The organism is Cyanobacteriota bacterium (genome assembly GCA_027618255.1).
Classification (GTDB): domain Bacteria; phylum Cyanobacteriota; class Vampirovibrionia; order LMEP-6097; family LMEP-6097; genus JABHOV01.
The window spans coordinates 1-17,597 of the sequence record JAQCFG010000043.1; the positions used below are offsets into that span (position 1 = coordinate 1).

Below are 17,597 nucleotides of genomic sequence, written 5' to 3' on the forward strand. Positions count from 1 at the left end.
GAGTTTGACTATTATAGTTTTAAAATTTTTGGTGCGAATGATTTGCTTAACAGCTTTGCCGCCAAGAGTGAAAGTCGCTTCAGCTGTTGAGCCATTGGTATCGTCAGTGCCGCCATCAGTGCCGCCAGGATTATCACCAATATCAAAAACTATATTGTTAGTTTGTCCTGCTGTTACAGTGATTTGCTGTGCTTGGCTAATGCCGGTGTTTAGATTATTGGTAGCGATGATATTATTACCGTCGCCGTTATAAAAACCAGTGGTCATATTATTTGATGAAATCGGGTCATAGAGACCAAGTGAGCTGCCGCCGGTGAATTCAGAATCAATAGGTTCAGCTTTAACTACATAGGTGCCAGGAATTAAGTTCGGCAATAAAAAAGCACCGTCTCCTGCACCATTAACGTCAGAAGGCCCGGAAACAGCTCGTTTGCGTGGGTTGGAGTCGTCAGTTAAAAAAGCAACAACATTGGCGCCTCGTACTTTAGTGCCATTTTTAACAAGAGTACCAGTGATAGTACCAAAAGAACTCGCTTCGTTACCTACAGGATAAACAGCTCGGACGCTTGCAATATCATCATGTTGCAATTCTACTAATGGGTTTGCAGCGAAAGGAAACATCACCGGGATATCTTCTTGATCGCCAGTACCATCATTGAAATCCTCAAGATTGCCACCTTGAGCATGATCCAAGCCAAACATATGCCCGAACTCATGCAAGATCGTTGTCTTGAACTCCACTAGTATTGAAGCAAGAGATCCACCACCACCAGCACCGCTAAACAAAAATCCATTAAAGACAGCTTGAGATTCTCTGATTCCAGTGATACTTTCACCACTAGTATTAAAGAATGTCGCTCCAGCAAAACCAAGTACGCTGCTCTTTGCTCCGTTACCAAAAAGGGCATCGGTGATCTCGCCATCATCATCAAAAACAATAGGGCTAAAACCTAGTGGGTTACTGGTTTCTAGCACCGAGGCAAAGTTGTTACCGGTGATGTCCTGGCTTAATCTGCCAGTATCAACAAATGCTAGGCTGGATTCGGCTTCCCAAAGATCTAGTATGTCAATTGTGGTGTTATAAGCTGTATCCTCATCGATATCTCCAATCGCTCCTTGATCTACCCTGAAATTAAAATCAAAAGTAGAACCGGTTTTTTCATAAGTTGGAAAAAATAATTTGCTGGCTTTGCAGCGATCTAAATCGGCGTTAGTGGAACAAACGCCAAGTATACTAGCGGCTTGGGCTGAATTAAGACAACTTATTAAAAGTGTTATTGCTATAAATCTAGTTAGGGTTGTTTTCATTTAATTCTTCTGGTTTTTCTCTCGCTTTACCAAATTTTTTCTTATTTCGAGGATTAGTTGGTGTGTAACCTGGTTTATGAATAAGCCTTGAGACAGCTGTGCCATATCCCATCGTTAGACCATAGTATTCATAACGGGTCTCATCAAGAACTATAAGTTCTTTGAGTTTGGGCATGATATCAATAATTTTGATATTGTCAGCGATATAGTCGCCGATGCCGAAGCTAACATAGTTTTGATAAAGATCACCAGCTCTTTTATTTACTGATCTTGCGATAGTAGCCTTGGGTCTACCTTTGATGGTAAAGATGCTGTTGACATAGAATTCATCAGCGTCTGGGCGCATGTTTTCAAGAACTAATTCGTAATAGATTGGTTTTTGTGTTTTGACTCTCTTTTGATTACTTATAAGAGGAAGGCTTTTGAGAAAGTTGCCTTTGGCGTTTGCCAGTCCTTGTGATAGGACAATGCAGAGGCTAATGTAAAATAATTTGTTCAGCATTCTCAAGCGCTCCTATTTTTAAACTGAAATTGAAAGTTGAACCTTGTCCTTTTGCACTTTCACACCAAATTCTACCACCATGTGCTTCGATGATCTTTTTGCTGATCCAGAGCCCGAGTCCAGTCCCGCCAATATGCCGGCTCTGTTTATTTTCTACCCTATAAAAGCGTTCGAAAATCATTTCCAGTTCAGATTCTGCTAGTCCGATGCCTTGATCTTGGACTGAAACCGTGATTAGCCCTTGTTTGTGACTTATTTTGCAGTGGATTTGCTCGGAATTATCTCCAAAGGCAACACGCGCATTTCGCGCGGTTGCTACCTTTTTTTGAGCAACCTGTACATCGAAACTTTGTTTCGAAACAGGTCTACTATATTTGATTGCGTTATTAAATAAGTTCAGAAATACCCGAGTTATTGCCTCACTGTCTACAACGATAGCGGGAAGATCATCAGGGAATTCCCAGGTGATTTGATGAGCTTGATTGATTGCCCCAAGCATTGACCAGGCACGCTCAGCTAGCCAGTCGAGTTCAATTTCTTCAAGATTGTTTAATTCAAGCTCGTGACCTTCTTCAATTCTAGAAAGATCTAAAAAATTATCAATCAAGTTTGAAAGCCTTAAAGCAGAATTGTGAATTTCTTGATTATATTCTTGGTGTTTTTGGTCAAGCTTGAGATCTTTCATTAATTCACTAAAGCCAAGAATATTTGCCATCGGGGTTCTTAATTCATGGGAGATGGTACTAATAAGTTGAGATTTGAGCTGATCTTGTTTTAGTAGTTTTTTGTTGCTGGCTTGCAGATCTGTAATTTGTTGATTGGAGCTAATGAAGATAGAGACTTGTTTTGCAAAGAGCTCAAGTTCTTTTTGCATTGATTGGAAGATTGCTTTTGATTCTTGATCTTTGTAGCAAAGTACCAGTACGGCGAATAATTGTTTATTAATATTGAGCGGTAAATATACAAAGTTGTCTTTGCAGCAAGCCTCAAGTTTAGTTAAGCATTCAAAAGGGTTTATGTTGATGTTGAATTCTGTTTTAATTTTTGTTTTTTTTGCTTGTGCTTGGATTAGCAAAGACTCTTCTTTTATTAGTGCAAAGAAACAGTTCTCGGCTCCATAGACCGTTTGACTGGTATCTACAAGGTAATGGAGAGCATCATCAATATTTTTGAAGTCAGAGAGCTTGATTATCAGCTCAGATATTAAACTGGGCTGATTTTTTAAAATTTGCTCTATTTCTGTAGATATCATACAATTGTTTCAATGGACTTGACTGAGATAAGATCTGTATTGCACCCCGAGATCATTGTTTTGATTGGCATTTTGCTAACTCTTGCGATGAGCTTGTTTAATTCTAGCAAGAAATACGTGCCTGGTCTTGCAGCAATTGTTTTAGTTACGGCATCAATCGCCGCAGCAATGAATTTCCCTGCTGCTGAATCTAAGACTATTTTATTCAATAGTTTTAATCACGACGCCTTATCTATCTATTTTAGGTTCTTAATTTATGGGGCTAGTTTTTTAATAGTATTGGGATCTAATCAATATCTCAAAAGGCTTGAAAGCCCATCAGAGTATTATCCCATCATACTTACAGCCAGTCTTGGGGCGGGATTCTTGGTATCAGCAAATGATTTTTTAGTCTTCTTTGTGGCTCTTGAAACTCTAGGCTTGAGTGCAATTTTATTGGCTTCTTACGCTAGGTTAAATCAAGGTTCTAATGAAGCGGGAATCAAATACCTTATCAACTCTGCTGTTGCAACAGCGGTGCTTTTGTTGGGTATTTCAATGATTTATGGTTTGACTGCTTCAACTAATTTCAATGAAATAGCACTAAGAATCTTTAAGCTTGCAGAAGCTAATCTACTGTCACCAAGCTTACTTGCTTTGATTTCAATTTGTTTAGTCGCAACTATTGGTTTTAAATTAGCAGCGGCTCCGTTCCATAATTGGTCGCCTGATGTTTATACTGGCGCGCCCACAACAACAACGGTTTTTCTTTCAGTGGTATCCAAGGTTGCAGCTTTAGGATTAGCTATTAGGCTTTTTCATTTTGTTTTTCTTACTCAAGAAATGGCTTTATTGATTTCGGTTCTTGCGATTCTTTCTATTATTATCGGCAATTATGTCGGGGTTATCCAGATGATTTCACGAGGTTCTACTAAGCGCCTACTTGCCTATTCTTCAATTGCTCAGGCTGGTTATTTATTAATCGGGCTTGCAGTATTTCAAGGTAGAAGTGTTGCTGCTTTAATAATGTACCTAACTGTTTATGCCTTGATGAATACAGGTGCTTTTCTTGCTTTAATTTACTTTGAGCAAACAACAGGTTCTGATGAGATTTATGATATGTCTGGTTTGATTAAAAAGCGTCCTGGAGTGGTTATTGCCGCTTCGCTTTGTTTGGTTAATTTGGCTGGCTTACCATTTATTCCAGCTGGATTTATTGCTAAGTTTTATTTGTTTTCTTCTGCCTATACTTCAGGTTTAAGTTTTTATGGAATTAATTTTGGTTTAGTGCTTGCACTAGTTGGTTTGCTTGGTTCTTTGATTGGTCTTTTTTACTATCTTTATCTTATCAAAATCATGGTTGTTGATGAGCCATCTACGGTTGTCAAACAAATGAATGATAAAGAAATTGACGGCAATTGTTTAGTCAAGCTTAGTCTTTATTTGTCTGTAGTCATCATGGCGGTGATCGGTATCTTTGGTATGGATTGGCTGCATAGAGTTGCTGCAACGGTCTTGCGAGCCCTTAACTAATGCATTTGGCAATGAATCTAAGTTCTTCAAGCAAAGTAAGTTTGATACTTAAGTGGATACTTGTCCTTAATTTAATTGTTTTTGGAATCAAATTATTTATAGGTTTGAAAGCACATTCATTGAGTATTTTGGGTGATGCGGTTCATTCTGGGATCGATAGTTTCAATAATATAATCGGCTTGGTGATGATTCGGCTTGCTGCCCAGCCGCCTGACCAGAAGCACCCATACGGGCATGCCAAGTTTGAAACATTGGGAGCGCTTGCTGTTGTTGCGTTTCTTGCAATTACTAGTTTTGAGTTGCTTGAAAAATCTGTTATGAGATTTTTTAATCCAGGGGATTATCCGCATATTGATAGAATGACGATTTATTTATTATTGGTTACTTTGGTGATTAATATTTTTGTTTGGCTTTATGAAAGTCGTGCTGGCAAAAAATTGAATAGTCAGTTGTTGCAAGCAGATGCTGCCCATACTTTCTCTGATATTTTAGTGACGGTCTCTATTCTTTGTAGTGTATTTTTTATTGCTCGTGGCTATCTTTGGCTTGATCCGTTTTTGGGGATAGTGATAGCAGTAGTGATTGTAAGAGGCGGCTGGAAGATATTAAAGCAAACGGTGCCGCTATTGGTTGACGAAGCTTGGATTCGAGAGCATGAGATTAATGACTTGATTATGTCTACAGACAAAGTTGTTAGTTATGCCGATTTGAGATCTCGCAAGGGCAACCATCATGCTTTTGTTGAGATGACGGTGCGTTTTGACACTGATTCTCTGAAAGAAGCACATGATTTAAGCCATCAAATAGAAACCAAGATTGTTGATAAATTTGGTAAGGCAGAGGTTTTGATTCATATAGAGCCGAGTTAGTTGCTCTTGGCTAATGAGTCTTGCTATAATAATACTCTATGAAGTTCAAATCTCAAGCCCTAAATATACTTACTTCTAATATTGATACCGATCAAATTATTCCAGCAAGGCACCTTACGGGTATCTTGAAAACAGGATTAGGAGTATATCTTTTTGAAGATCTTCCGAATAATCCACTTGATGCTATCGAACATGATGATTGTCAAATCATCATAACTCTTGAAAACTTTGGTTGCGGCTCTTCTCGCGAACATGCGGTTTGGGCAATTACTGATAGAGGCTTTAAAGCTGTGGTTGCGGCGAGCTTTGCGCGTATCTTTGAAGAAAACTGTTATAACAATGCTTTGGTGCCAGTCACCTTAACTGTCCCTGAGATTGAAGAGATTTCTAAATACAAGGGCGAAATTGAAATTGATGTTGACGCTCAGATTCTTAGAACAGATAAAGAATACAAATTTGAATTAGATTCATTGAAAAAAGAATTTATTCTCAAGGGTGGTTTTATGAAGTTTTTGGATGCTAAAGTGCCTGAGATTAAAGCTTGGGAAGCAGCAAAGTCTTAACCCACAACTAGTTTCATAAGCTCTACTATCTCTTCAAGCTCGCTATATTCCGTAATCCCTTGCTGCAAGAGATTGTCTATAAAAGGTTTGGCTTTAATAGCCCTGTCAATGTTTGGGTTTGAGCCTTTTTGGTAGGCGCCAATATTAATAAGGTCTTGGGCGTCCCGGTAGCTTGCAATAAGTGCTTTGATTTCGTTTGCTTTAGCGTTTTGTTCTGGAGGGATGATACTTGGCATTACTCTACTCACTGATTGCAATATATCAATTGCTGGGAAATGGTTTTGGTAAGCAAGCTCACGTGTGAGTACGATGTGACCATCAAGTACTCCTCTGGTTAAGTCACTAACAGGCTCATTCAGGTCATCGCCTTCTACTAAGATTGTGTAGAGTGCCGTGATACTACCTTTCTCGCCTGTACCGGATCTTTCGAGCATGCGCGGTAATAGAGCAAAAACACTTGGAGTATAACCTCTTGTTGCAGGTGGCTCGCCGGTTGCTAGCCCAATTTCTCGTTGGGCTAGTGCGACACGAGTAATACTATCAAGCATTAACATGACATCTTTGCCATGTATATCTCGAAAGTATTCAGCAATAGAATGAGCAAACAAAGCCGCTTTGACTCTAACTAAGCTTGGTTCATTCCCTGTGGTAACGATGACAATTGATTTTTTGAGCCCTTCTGGTCCAAGGCTCTCTTCAATAAACTCTCTCACTTCTCTGGCACGTTCACCAACAAGCGCTATGACGTTTAGGTCAGCACTTGAGTTTTGAGCAATCATGCCCATCAAGGTACTTTTACCAACTCCTGAGCCAGCAAAAATTCCCATTCTTTGTCCTTTGCCGCAACTGAGCATGCCGTCAATAGCTTTAACTCCGAAATTGAGTCTTTCAGTGATTCTTTCTTTCTTAAGAGGGTTGATTTTACTGCCCCATTGAGCTAGTTGGTCGTGAAGTCTTGGGGCTGGTTTATCATCGATAGTTTCACCAAAAGCGTTAATGACTCTACCAATCAATTCAGGACCGGCTTTGATTGACACTTGCTTTTTGCTGGGGATTACTTCTGCGCCCATTTTGATTTTGTGGATTTCTCCAAGGGGCATAAGTTCTGCCATGCCATTATTAAATCCAACAACTTCTGCCCTGATTTCACCTTCGCTGGTTTTGATATAACAAAGCTCTCCAACCTCTACGTTAAGACCATCAGCTTCAATTAAAAGACCAATAGTTTTAACTACTCTACCAAGACGGCGAGTGGTATCAGCAGTTTTGATTTTTTCTTCGAGCTTTTCAAAGTCTAACTTCATGGTTTCAACATTTCTTCTAGCATTAACTCAAGCTTGCTAGCTAGCCTGTGATCTAATCTGTCTTTGTTCGATTCAAGAATTAGGTCTCCATTGCCAAATTTACTGTCTGTGCTGATAGTCAGTTGTTCTAGCTCGGGATTTTCTTTTAATAATTCTGGCTTGAGTTGGTTGAGTTTCTTGGCTATTCGTGGATTTGTGATTAGGTTGACTTGAGCCTTGTGTTCTAGTTCTTTAATGGCTTTGCTGATAAAATTCAGGCAAGTTTCTTCGTTAATTTCCAATTCTTTGTTGAGAATCGTCTGAGCGATGATGGTGATTAATTTATAGATCCTCGCCTCTTCATCAGCCAGCGCTTCATCTCGTTCTTTTTCGATGGTTTTTAATATCGTAGCTGTTTCTGTGAGGATTGATTTGAGTTCTTCATCACAATCTTGGATAGCTTGTTTTTGTCCGGCTTGATAACCCTGCTCAAAAGCTTTTTCTTCAATTGTTGTAGCTTGTTGCTTGGCGTCTTTAATAAGAGCCTCGGCTTCTTGATTTGCAAGAATTGTGAGTTTTTTGATATTGCTAGCTGCTTTAGCTTCTGCTGTTTCGGTCATTTCCTCAAGTAGATTTTTGCGTGTTTCTATGAGCTCTTGATCAATTCCACCAATTACAACGTTGCCCTGGCTTTGCGAGGCGCCTTTCTTGTATATGCCGGATGATCTTTTTGATAGGTTCATATTAATCGTTCATGTAGGCTTGAAGACCTCGTGCAATGGTCTTAGGGTCTTGCATTGCCATTTGTGACAGTCCATCTTTCATGGCACCAACACTTCTATTTCCTTCTAGCGATAGTTGTCTAGTGTAGGCTTCTTCCGCTTCTTGTATACGGTTGTCAATTCTTTTAAGCATTGGGATTTCTTCTTCATCAAGGATGTTGTCAATTTCTTTTGCTCTACTATTGTCAATTCCGATGGTTAATGAGAAGAGCAAGACTAGTGACATAGCTACTCCTACAGCAAGAATTAATGCAAGAGACAAGTATTTTTTGATCTTGGCTTCTTTTTCCATTTGCGAGAGATGTTTTTGAGCCTCTTGACTTGCAATATCAGAGTATGGGGTAGAAGAGAAACGGATTCCCGTTACGATTACTTGGTCTCCTCTCTCTAGGTTTAAACCAGCTGCGACTTGTACCGTTTGTCTTAGAGTACTTCTTTCAGAAGGGGACAATTCTTTGTTTACAACTACTGCTACAGATAGTTTTTTGAGTAGTCCACTGGCTTTGCGGATTCTTTCAACTGACTTACTAATTTCATAGTTTTTGGTTTTGTCTTCTTTGTTGTAGTCTTTTTCTGTTGGTCTTGGTTCACCATTTTTTACAAAACTCGGCATATTGTTTTGGGTGCCTGCTGTTCCAAAGTTGTTTGGTTTCTCATTTTTGTATCTTTCTTGACTAGTTTTTTCGCTTCTCACTACCGGTTCGGCTTTTTGTCCGTCTTCACCAATGGTTGGTGAGAAAAGTTCGATATTCATTTCAGACTCATCAAAGTTCATTTCAGCTGTGATATTTACTAATACATTACCAGCTCCTAGAATTGGAGAGAGCATCTCTATTAATTCTTTTTCAAGTTTTTTTTCATAAGACCTGAGTTTCACGTCATTATTAGCTGTTTTGTTTTGTTCTAAAGAATCCTTATCATTTGGTTTGACTAGTGCGTTGCCTTCTTGGTCAGTGATTTGTACGTAGTCTGTTTCTAGTCCTTCTACGGCACTTGCTACTAGATGTTGAATACCTTTGATTTGTTCCTCGCTTAGTTTTGCTCCAAATTCTGGATTGATGATTACAGAAGCCTTAGAATCATTGTTTTGATCTTTAAAGATACTTTTTTTGGAGATTGCTAGGTGTACTTTAGCTGACTTAATTGAGTCTAATGAGCTAATGGTTCGAGAAAGTTCGCCTTCAAGCGCTCTGTTGTAATTGATTTTTTGATTAAAGTCAGAAATATTGATATTTGTTTTATCAAAGATTTCAAAGCCAACTCCGCTACCTCTTGGTAGTCCTTTGGAAGCAAGTTCTAGTCTCAGTTTGGGGACTGACATCCCGGCTACTTGAACTGCTGTGCCATCTGGTGAGATTTTGAATTTGATCTTTTCTTTTTCAAGATGTGCGCTAATTGCAGCTGCATCTGATTGTGCTAGATTGCTGAATACGGTTTGATATTTTGGTGTAAATAAGACCCTGCCTATCAGAAATAAAACAGTAAGTAAAATGACGGCTATAAGAATCATGTTTTTCGTGCTCATCATTGAGCCAAAGATTCCACTAGTGTTAGAAAAGCTTTCTTGTGGTGGGTTTATTTGCGCTTCTTGTTGTTCGTTATCGTTGTCTATCGCTTCTGCCATCTCTTATCTCCTAAATTTGTATTCTAATTAATTCGTTGAATCCTTCAACAAATTTGTTTCTAACTTGAATTGCAAGGTCTGTTGCTACTTGAGATTTTTCAAGCGTTAACATGACTTGTGTTATATCAATATCTTTTCTACCTGAGCTGTAGTCTTGCATCGCATGAGCTGCATCAGCATGAGTTGTTTTAAGGTTCTGTATGGCATTGCCAAGTGCTGCCGCAAAACCTTCTTTGCCAGTTTGTGGCTCGGCTTCAGAGTATGAGACACTCGCTTTAAGAAGAGGTGTTTCGATTGCTTGTAAACTAAATTTAATAGGTTCTATTGTCATTGATTAAATCTCCAGTGCCGAATTGAACATACTTTTGAATACTTGAATAGTTTTGATATTCGCTTCGTATGCTGTTTTGGCTGTTACCATGTCGACCATTTCTCTTTCTATGCTTACGTTTGGATAATCAACATAGCCCTGCTCGTCAGCGTCTGGGTGACCAGGCTCATATACTCGCTTTAAGGGACTTCCGTCTTCTGTGACTGATGCAACATTGACTCCCTTAGATAGACCTGTTTTTTGATCATAAATTGTTTCAAATTGAACTATCTTGCGTTGGTATGGATTGTTTGCACCTTTGGAATCATGAGTGGTATTGGCATTGGCAAGATTGCTTGCGATGACATCCATTCTTAATCTCTCTGAGATTAAGGCGCTGCCGGCTGTGTTAAGAATATCCATATCCATAATTATTAGCCTCTTATAATTCCTTTCATTTGATCAAACTGTTTTTTTGCAAGAGCCGAAAGTGCTTTGAAACGTAATCCCGTTTTGCTTAATTCAACCATTTCTTTGTCGATATCAATACTATTGCTATCAACATTAAAACTTTGTTCTTCACTAATTACAATTGGTTTATTTGAGTCAGTACCAGTAATGATGTGTGAACTATCTGTTGATCTCATTTCAACATCCTTGAAGGTTTTGTCTTGTAAAATATCTTCAAAGTTGACGACCTTGCGTTTATAACCAGGTGTGTTGACATTTGCAATGTTGCCCGCAATGGCTTTACTGCGCATTTCAAGGCCCTGGAGTGCAAAGCCAATACTCTCTATAGGATTACCTAGTCTATTTATTGGTTGATTTTCCATAGCTTCTTTACTCCTGAGGATCTATATACTTTATTGGCCCTATTGAGCTTTGCTTTCCTAAGTGATTGGGGCTATTTAATGTTGTTGGCTAGTCTATATGATGGAGCACAGCGGCTGAGCCTCTAAGTATTTTCTCTGAAATATTGCTCTAGCAGGATCGCAGCAGCTTCTTGGTCAATTAATGCTTTGTTGTATCGGCTTATTTTGACTCCTCTGTCTTTTAGCCTAGCTTCTGCCTCTCTTGAACTAAAGCTTTCGTTGATAAAGATTATTTCTATTTTAGAAAACTCGCCTTGAATTTCTTTGCTTTTGGTTTTGATAAATTCTTCTGTCTCTTTGCTACCACCTTCGATATTAAAGGGTATTCCGATAATGAGTTTTTCTATACCAAATTCTCTCTCAATCTTGATGACTTCGTCAAGGAGCAATATTGTCTCAATAGTGTCGTAAGGATTAACGGCAATGCCCAGTATGTCGCTTTTGGCAATTCCTGTACGTTTTTTGCCGATGTCTAGTGCTATTATTGATTTCATGGCTTTATCTTGATATGATTATTGCTAATTGGAAAGAGTTCGCACTATAAGTCATTATACCCCAAGAGGGATCTTTGAAGATGGCCATGCTTCAAGGAATCTGCAGATCACTTTGGATGATTTTGAGAGTCAAAAACGTGATTTATTATTTAGATTATCGAGCTCCTCTGGTGGTCATAAAAAGCGGCTTGTTGTTATCAGTGGGGGTTTTGATAATCCAGTAGCAGCAATGAATTCTTTTGCTGATCTTTTGGCGATAGAACTTAAAGCAAGTAATGATTTGAAGTTTGAGGGGCGTTAGAAGCAACGGTTTGGCAAAGAGAGGAGTAGTGCTACGATCAAGAGGAGAGTCTGGACATGATTTTACTCTGGACAAAAGTGTCGAAGCCCCCTCAGCAAGGATTAATCTGGTGGTAATATTGTTGGATCTTATTCATAAGGGCTCGTTAGATTCTCATGTGACAGTAGAAGAGAAAGCCAAGCTTATTCAGTTCTTCTTAAATCATGCGCAGGCTTCAGAGGAATTAGAGAGGGAAGTAACAGATATTCTAGAAAGAGATAGGATAAAAACTTTGATTAATGATGCAATTGAATTTAGCCAAGGTCATTCCATCATTGACGATTAATCTTAGCTTGTTGTTTAAGACTAAACAGAATTACAGAGGTTTAGCATCTGCTTAATACCTTCTTGCCAAGGATAGACTTCTACATTAGAGATCTTGCGTTTAATGGAATCTTGCGAGAGGCATATTGGAACACAGTCCCCAAAATCATTTGAGAGCCTAATCAAGTTTGTCAGATGAGATTCTTGTACTTCTTTAGAGCTTTTGATTTCTATAAATAAATAAGGTTGACCTGGTCTTTCCACAATTAAATCAACTTCTGCATCGTCTTTAGTTTTCAAATAACTAAAACGATAATCTTCGTGGAAGTAAGAGCTTAACTTAATGATCTCAAGAATTATAAAATGCTCAAAAGCCTCGCCATAAGCTGAACTACCTTCCTTAAGTGGAATAGAGAGTGTATTGTCTAAACTTCTTTTCACCCCTGTATCAAACAAGTAAAACTTAGCTTTAGTTTGTAATTGTTTTCTGAACGAATGTTTAAAAGCCTTGAGACTAAAACCCAATAAAGTATCTTCTAGGATTGAATAGTATTTCTTGATGGTTTTATCATCTATACCTATGTCTCTTGAGAGCTTAGTGAAGTTGAGTATTTTACCGTTCATCTGTGCAGCCAGCTCCAAGAAGTGCCTGAAAGGATCTAAGGCTCTAACAAATTGTTCAGCAAAAATTTCTTCTTTAAGATAGGTCTGTGCATAGGCAATCAAAAATTTTTCTTTTGCTTTATCAGTTTCAAACTCTTGAACTTTGGGAATTAATCCCCAATGCAACGCATGAGATAAATTAAAATTATCTACAAGCTCAAAACTAGTAAATGGATACAACTTATAAGTAAAAGCTCTTCCTGCAAGCAAATTAGCATTGCCTCTTTTAAGTTTGCGAGCACTTGACACCGTGAGTATAAATAATTTTGGGGTTCTTTCTATTAAGCCGTGTACTATGTCTAAGAGTTCAGGTACTTTTTGAACTTCATCAATAACAATATATTTTTCATCATCAGTTAAAGAATTAACTATCTCAATAAGAATATTAGGATTTCTTTTAAACCTGGATTCTAATTCTGGATTCAAGAGATCTAAAAACTTTGCTTTATTCTTAAAAAATTTTTCTAATAGTGTTGTTTTGCCAGTACCCCTTGCACCAAAAAGAAAAAAACTATAGTTTTCTTCAAAAGAGATATGTCTATTAAAATCTAGGTTTTTTGCCATAATCTCGGATAAAGATCCGAAATAAGACGCTAAATCCGGATCTTTAGGGTTATTCTACCATATGCGGGGGCTTTATTGTTTAAGCCCAAACAGAATTATAGAGGTTGCTGCAAGTATATTGAGGCTTTCAACACCATTCTCTAAGGGGATACTAATTAATTGGGTGCAAAGTTCTTTGGCTTCATCACTCAAGCCTCTCGTCTCGTTACCGATTAAAATCAAAACATCTTTGAATGGGCTAAATTGAAGGTCCTGATAGGCTTTGTCGCTACGCGGGCAGGTGCCAACGATCTCTAAGCTCATCGCTTTTGCTTTGGTTTCATTTTGGATCTTGGCTTTGAGCTCTTCAAGCCCAAGATATTTGATAGGCCCATAAAAAGCTGTACCAACTGAAGCTCTCAAGACCTTGGTGTTAAACACATCTACAGAGCCGGGGCTTAAATAAATAGATTTGACTCCTGCTGCAAAAGCAGTTCTGATGATAGAGCCAAGGTTGCCAGGGTCGGTGATATTTTCGCAATATAAATATGTGTTAGTTGTTTTTTTAACTTCTGTTGTTTCATTTAATAAACTAAGTTGTTGTTCTAGTGGATCTTCAAAGCTGGGCATTTCGGCAATTGCAATTACGGGTGGCGGACTTTCTGTTGTGGCGATTCTTGCCATTAAGTCTTCGGGTAATTCAAAAACTTGTGTGTTGGCTTGTCTTGGAATTTCTCTAAGGGATTCGAGGTCTCTTATAAAGAGGTAGAGAATTTTGATATCTTTTTTGTGAGCTTCTTCTACCAAGGTCTTTCCTTCAAGCAAGAAGAGATTTTTTTCTTCACGCCCGCGTCTTTGATGTAAGAATCTTGCAAGTTTGATGTACTGGTTTTCTTTACTTACAATTGTTTGGATGTCTAAAGCCATAGTCATTGCTTATTATTATATTATAAATTAGAGACTGTAGGGGTGCTCAATAGCAAGGCTTGCGAGTTTCCCACAAGTTGAGTTGGCTGAGCTGCCAATGATGATTGTGGAAAATGAGCGTAACGCAGCTATTGAGTGTCCCTACAGTCTCTAAAACACAAAGCCATCAACTACTTCCGGATGTGGTTGTATGTTATTAGTAAAACAGTCTTGGATATATTGATCAGCGAGCTTCTCATAGTTTGCTCTATAAGTTTCTTCATTTTCATTCAGGCTATTTTTGATTTTGTTAGGAACTCGTTTGAGGGGCTCGGTATCAATCTGCGCTTGTTTTTTATAGTCACTATTGATTAGTGAGTATAAACCCTTGATTGCTTTTTTGATATTGTCTTTGTCACCATAAAGTTTGAGGGTGATGGATTCTTCTCCCATTTTGACAGCTTTGAGGTCTACAGCAAAGTATTCAAAACATCTATCAAGATCTATTAAACTAAATTTGTTCAATAAATATTTTGGGAGAGTTGCACTTGCGTATGTTTCCATTGATTCAATTCTATAGTAGTTTCGTGATGTGCAAGTTTAGATTAATCTAATTTGACATCCGTCTCCGCTATGCTACGATGCGATCAAATGATAAGGGTTTTCTCGCAACCGTGATATTCCTGGCAGCAAAGCTGGCGAGGTATCTACGCAAATTTTGACCCTGCGGGCACCGGCTACGTGTCCGTTCATCGCGCAGCTCATCCCCGAAGCAAATTAATTTATAACAGCATCATTACTTTGAAATTGAACAAGCTTCGGGGTATTCGCCTTTGCTCAGAATAATGCTACTCCCACTCTATTGTGCCTGGTGGCTTGCTCGTAATGTCGTAAACAACTCTATTAACGCCATCAACCTCATTAATGATTCGAGTAGAAATAGTTGCCAAATAATCGTAAGGCAATCTTGACCAGTCAGCAGTCATCGCATCTGTCGAGCTAACGGCTCTCAGTACAATTGGATGTGCGTAGCTTCTTTTGTCACCCATTACTCCAACTGATTTAACTGGCAGCAGCACAGTAAGAATTTGCCAAACGGAATCATAGAGTCCGGCTTTCTGGAGTTCTTCTCGCATAATAAAATCAGCTTCTCTAACCATTCTAAGTTTCTCTTCTGTCACAGCACCAAGCACTCTAATCCCCAGTCCAGGTCCAGGGAAAGGATGTCTTAGTCTGATCTTGTCTGGTAAACCAAGTTCTAGAGCTAGTTCTCTAACTTCATCTTTAAACAAAGTATTAATCGGCTCGATTAGTTTAAATGGCATATCTTCAGGCAAGCCGCCGACATTATGGTGTGATTTGATTACGGCAGCGATTTTTTTGCCGGTTTTGGGATCGATACGTATTCCTGATGATTCAATCAAGTCAGAATAAAGAGTTCCCTGTGCTAAGAATTGGATATCGCCAAGCTTGGCACATTCATCACGGAAGGTTTCAATAAATTCTTTGCCGATGATTTTACGTTTGGCTTCTGGATCATCTACACCAGCAAGTTTGCTAAGGAAGCGGTCTTTGGCGTCGATGTAAATCATGTTGACGTTGTGACTACCAAAGAAGTCTTTGACCTCATCGGTTTCTCCTTTGCGCATCATGCCATGATCGATATACATGCAGTAGAGCTGTTTGCCAATTGCTTTTTCTAGTAATAAAGCAAGAGTAGAACTATCAACACCCCCAGAGAGTGCGAGTAAGACTTTTTTATCAGCGACTGTTGCTTTGATTTTGTTGATTTCTTGATCAATAAAACTTGCCATATTCCAGTTGGTGCTTGCCTTGGCTATGTTGAGAACAAAGTTGCTAATAATATCGCCACCATTGTCTGTGTGATTAACTTCAGGGTGAAATTGCAAAGCATAGATCTTTTTTTCTGGATTTGCCATTGCCGCAATTGGTGCGTTGTTAGTGCTTGCAATTACTTCAAATCCTTCTGGTACTTTAGTGACGTGATCGCCGTGGCTCATCCAGACGGTAAATTCTTTTGCTTCTATATTATTAAAGAGATTAGAGTCCTTGGTTTGCAAGCTTGACTTACCGTATTCTCTTTCGCTACTGGCTTCTACTATGCCGCCAAATTCTTTGGCAATGAGTTGCATACCATAGCAGATACCCAGTATTGGTAAACCCGACTGCAAAATACGTTGGTCGCACATCAGCGCTTCAGCGCCATAGATACTATTGGGACCACCAGAAAGTACAATAGCTTCAATAACCCCTGATTTAAGATCTTCTTCTATTTCGGCATAGTCAATATCAAAGCTATGTACTTCAGAATAAACCTTGAGTTTGCGGATCCTTTTGGTGATTAGTTCAGTGTATTGTGAGCCAAAATCAAGGATTAGGATCTTTGCTTGTTTGGTTTGTTGCTTTGCTTGATTGGATTTGGCAAGGGTTTCCATAGTTATTTATTTTAGCATTTTGCTGTCTATTATCGCGAATCTTTGCTCTTTGTGTTGGGGACATTACATAGTTATTCTGAAGCTAATGCTGAACTAGATCAAGGTCGCATTGAATTTAGAAGATGCTTTGTGACTAGTCATGAATGTAATGCAGAAAAAATTTTAGAGACTGCTTGCGCTCACTGGGGCGTGGAGAATTCATTACACTGGGTTTTAGGTGTAGCGTCTGTCGAGGATGATTCTAAAATTGATTCAAAAAATACTCCATTCGTCATGTCCGCGCTATGTAAAATAGGTGTAAATTTTGTTAAAGCTGATAAAGATTCGAAGCGAGGTTTCAAGAAAAGATAGAAAAAGCTTTGATTATTTGGGAAAATACTTACTTTAGGTTTGCTTGATCTTTCGCGAAATCGCCCTATCTTTACCCATAACGTGTTAAGATAATAGGGTGTTTGGCTTTAAACAACTCGGCTTCAGCTATTCTCAAATTGTAGAGAACAGCCAAGCTTTGCGATTCAGTTTAAGTAGTATAGAGGGCCAACAGAGTCTATTTACAGTGTTAAAACTTAAGTCCCAAAAAATAAGATATGAGCTGGAGAATATTTTGAATGGTAACGATGATAAAGATGTTATTGCTAAGAGTAAGAAGTTTTTACAAAATAGCTTAAGAGAAATTTACCCTAACTTGCCAAGCGGTTTTAATCAAAGATTTTTTAATGGGCTGACGATTCAAGCTTTTCAGGATATGAGTGAGCAGAGTATATATTTTTTATTGTTAGACTGTTATAGAGCAATTTTATTTGATCGCTTATCTAATAATGAAAGAATCGTTAATGATACTCATTTCGGTGAACGTGAAAGAGTATTAAAACAGTTATTTGAATGTCCATTAAAGAAGACAACTGTTATTCACAGTAAAAATAGCACTAAACAATTAAGGTCTAATCCTAGATTTATTTCAATTTTCTATTCTCCTTTTAAAAAAGCAAAGTGGCTAGCTGATCATAATGATTATGACGGTTATAGAGTAGCAGGAAGAGAGTTAGGACTGGGC

The 17,597-nt window shown here is 38.5% G+C and carries 21 protein-coding genes; 7 read left to right on the forward strand and 14 right to left on the reverse strand.

Features of this window, described 5'->3' with window-relative positions:
• The 3 genes from O3C63_06750 to O3C63_06760 form a co-directional block, all read right to left on the reverse strand.
• The coding region (locus O3C63_06750; protein ID MDA0772626.1) for a hypothetical protein at positions 1-1,308 on the reverse strand (1,308 nt) is incomplete at its 3' end.
• Complete coding sequence (locus O3C63_06755; protein MDA0772627.1) at positions 1,289-1,810, reverse strand: hypothetical protein; 522 nt, start codon at positions 1,808-1,810, stop codon at positions 1,289-1,291. The genes O3C63_06750 and O3C63_06755, both read right to left, overlap by 20 nt.
• Complete coding sequence (locus O3C63_06760) at positions 1,785-3,062, reverse strand: HAMP domain-containing sensor histidine kinase (GenBank protein ID MDA0772628.1); 1,278 nt, start codon at positions 3,060-3,062, stop codon at positions 1,785-1,787. The genes O3C63_06755 and O3C63_06760 overlap by 26 nt, the downstream gene beginning before the upstream one ends.
• Before the next feature lie 12 nt (positions 3,063-3,074).
• On the opposite strand from O3C63_06760, the gene O3C63_06765 reads away from it, so the two are divergent.
• Genes O3C63_06765 through leuD form a run of 3 tightly spaced genes read left to right on the forward strand, consistent with a single transcriptional unit; the run spans position 3,075 to position 6,006 of the window.
• On the forward strand, positions 3,075-4,574 hold the full coding sequence (locus O3C63_06765) for a proton-conducting transporter membrane subunit (protein ID MDA0772629.1): 1,500 nt from the start codon (positions 3,075-3,077) through the stop codon (positions 4,572-4,574).
• Positions 4,574-5,443: a cation diffusion facilitator family transporter gene (locus O3C63_06770; GenBank protein ID MDA0772630.1), complete on the forward strand. Its 870-nt coding sequence runs from the start codon at positions 4,574-4,576 to the stop codon at positions 5,441-5,443. The genes O3C63_06765 and O3C63_06770 overlap by 1 nt, the downstream gene beginning before the upstream one ends.
• Positions 5,444-5,481: 38 nt before the next feature.
• Positions 5,482-6,006: a 3-isopropylmalate dehydratase small subunit gene (gene leuD, locus O3C63_06775; GenBank protein MDA0772631.1), complete on the forward strand. Its 525-nt coding sequence runs from the start codon at positions 5,482-5,484 to the stop codon at positions 6,004-6,006.
• Here the strand turns inward: leuD and O3C63_06780 are convergent.
• The 7 genes from O3C63_06780 to ruvX form a co-directional block, all read right to left on the reverse strand.
• On the reverse strand, positions 6,003-7,310 hold the full coding sequence (locus O3C63_06780; GenBank protein ID MDA0772632.1) for a FliI/YscN family ATPase: 1,308 nt from the start codon (positions 7,308-7,310) through the stop codon (positions 6,003-6,005). The two genes, leuD and O3C63_06780, sit on opposite strands and share 4 nt — an antisense overlap.
• Complete coding sequence (locus O3C63_06785; GenBank protein ID MDA0772633.1) at positions 7,307-8,032, reverse strand: FliH/SctL family protein; 726 nt, start codon at positions 8,030-8,032, stop codon at positions 7,307-7,309. The genes O3C63_06780 and O3C63_06785 overlap by 4 nt, the downstream gene beginning before the upstream one ends.
• Before the next feature lies 1 nt (position 8,033).
• On the reverse strand, positions 8,034-9,695 hold the full coding sequence (gene fliF / locus O3C63_06790; protein ID MDA0772634.1) for a flagellar basal-body MS-ring/collar protein FliF: 1,662 nt from the start codon (positions 9,693-9,695) through the stop codon (positions 8,034-8,036).
• A gap of 10 nt (positions 9,696-9,705) precedes the next feature.
• Positions 9,706-10,026, reverse strand: a complete 321-nt coding sequence (fliE, locus tag O3C63_06795; GenBank protein ID MDA0772635.1) for a flagellar hook-basal body complex protein FliE — start codon at positions 10,024-10,026, stop codon at positions 9,706-9,708.
• A 3-nt stretch (positions 10,027-10,029) separates the two neighbouring features.
• Positions 10,030-10,434 (reverse strand): flagellar basal body rod protein FlgC, encoded by a 405-nt coding sequence (gene flgC / locus O3C63_06800; protein ID MDA0772636.1) that lies wholly within the window; start codon positions 10,432-10,434, stop codon positions 10,030-10,032.
• A 5-nt stretch (positions 10,435-10,439) separates the two neighbouring features.
• Positions 10,440-10,838, reverse strand: coding sequence for a flagellar basal body rod protein FlgB (gene flgB / locus O3C63_06805; GenBank protein ID MDA0772637.1), 399 nt, complete (start codon positions 10,836-10,838; stop codon positions 10,440-10,442).
• Positions 10,839-10,960: 122 nt separating this feature from the next.
• Positions 10,961-11,371 (reverse strand): Holliday junction resolvase RuvX, encoded by a 411-nt coding sequence (gene ruvX / locus O3C63_06810; protein MDA0772638.1) that lies wholly within the window; start codon positions 11,369-11,371, stop codon positions 10,961-10,963.
• A 28-nt stretch (positions 11,372-11,399) separates the two neighbouring features.
• Between ruvX and O3C63_06815 the strand changes: the two genes are divergently transcribed.
• Together O3C63_06815 and O3C63_06820 are read left to right on the forward strand one after the other, a co-directional pair.
• Entirely contained in the window at positions 11,400-11,672 is a 273-nt protein-coding gene (locus tag O3C63_06815) for a hypothetical protein (protein MDA0772639.1), read from the forward strand.
• 10 nt (positions 11,673-11,682) lie between these two features.
• Positions 11,683-11,997 (forward strand): hypothetical protein, encoded by a 315-nt coding sequence (locus O3C63_06820; GenBank protein MDA0772640.1) that lies wholly within the window; start codon positions 11,683-11,685, stop codon positions 11,995-11,997.
• A 20-nt stretch (positions 11,998-12,017) separates the two neighbouring features.
• On the opposite strand, the gene O3C63_06825 is transcribed toward O3C63_06820, so the two are convergent.
• The 4 genes from O3C63_06825 to guaA all read right to left on the reverse strand — a co-directional run bounded on the left by O3C63_06825 (position 12,018) and on the right by guaA (position 16,543).
• Positions 12,018-13,202, reverse strand: coding sequence for an AAA family ATPase (locus O3C63_06825; GenBank protein MDA0772641.1), 1,185 nt, complete (start codon positions 13,200-13,202; stop codon positions 12,018-12,020).
• Between the two features lie 72 nt (positions 13,203-13,274).
• On the reverse strand, positions 13,275-14,108 hold the full coding sequence (locus O3C63_06830) for an RNA methyltransferase (GenBank protein ID MDA0772642.1): 834 nt from the start codon (positions 14,106-14,108) through the stop codon (positions 13,275-13,277).
• A 150-nt stretch (positions 14,109-14,258) separates the two neighbouring features.
• Complete coding sequence (locus O3C63_06835) at positions 14,259-14,651, reverse strand: hypothetical protein (protein ID MDA0772643.1); 393 nt, start codon at positions 14,649-14,651, stop codon at positions 14,259-14,261.
• 284 nt (positions 14,652-14,935) lie between these two features.
• The gene (guaA, locus tag O3C63_06840; protein ID MDA0772644.1) at positions 14,936-16,543 is read right to left on the reverse strand and encodes a glutamine-hydrolyzing GMP synthase; all 1,608 of its coding nucleotides are present in this window, start codon (positions 16,541-16,543) and stop codon (positions 14,936-14,938) included.
• A 51-nt stretch (positions 16,544-16,594) separates the two neighbouring features.
• Here guaA and O3C63_06845 point away from each other — a divergent pair, with 51 nt between their 5' ends.
• Complete coding sequence (locus O3C63_06845) at positions 16,595-16,894, forward strand: hypothetical protein (GenBank protein ID MDA0772645.1); 300 nt, start codon at positions 16,595-16,597, stop codon at positions 16,892-16,894.
• 97 nt (positions 16,895-16,991) lie between these two features.
• Positions 16,992-17,597: hypothetical protein (locus tag O3C63_06850; GenBank protein MDA0772646.1), on the forward strand; the 606-nt coding region annotated here is incomplete at its 3' end.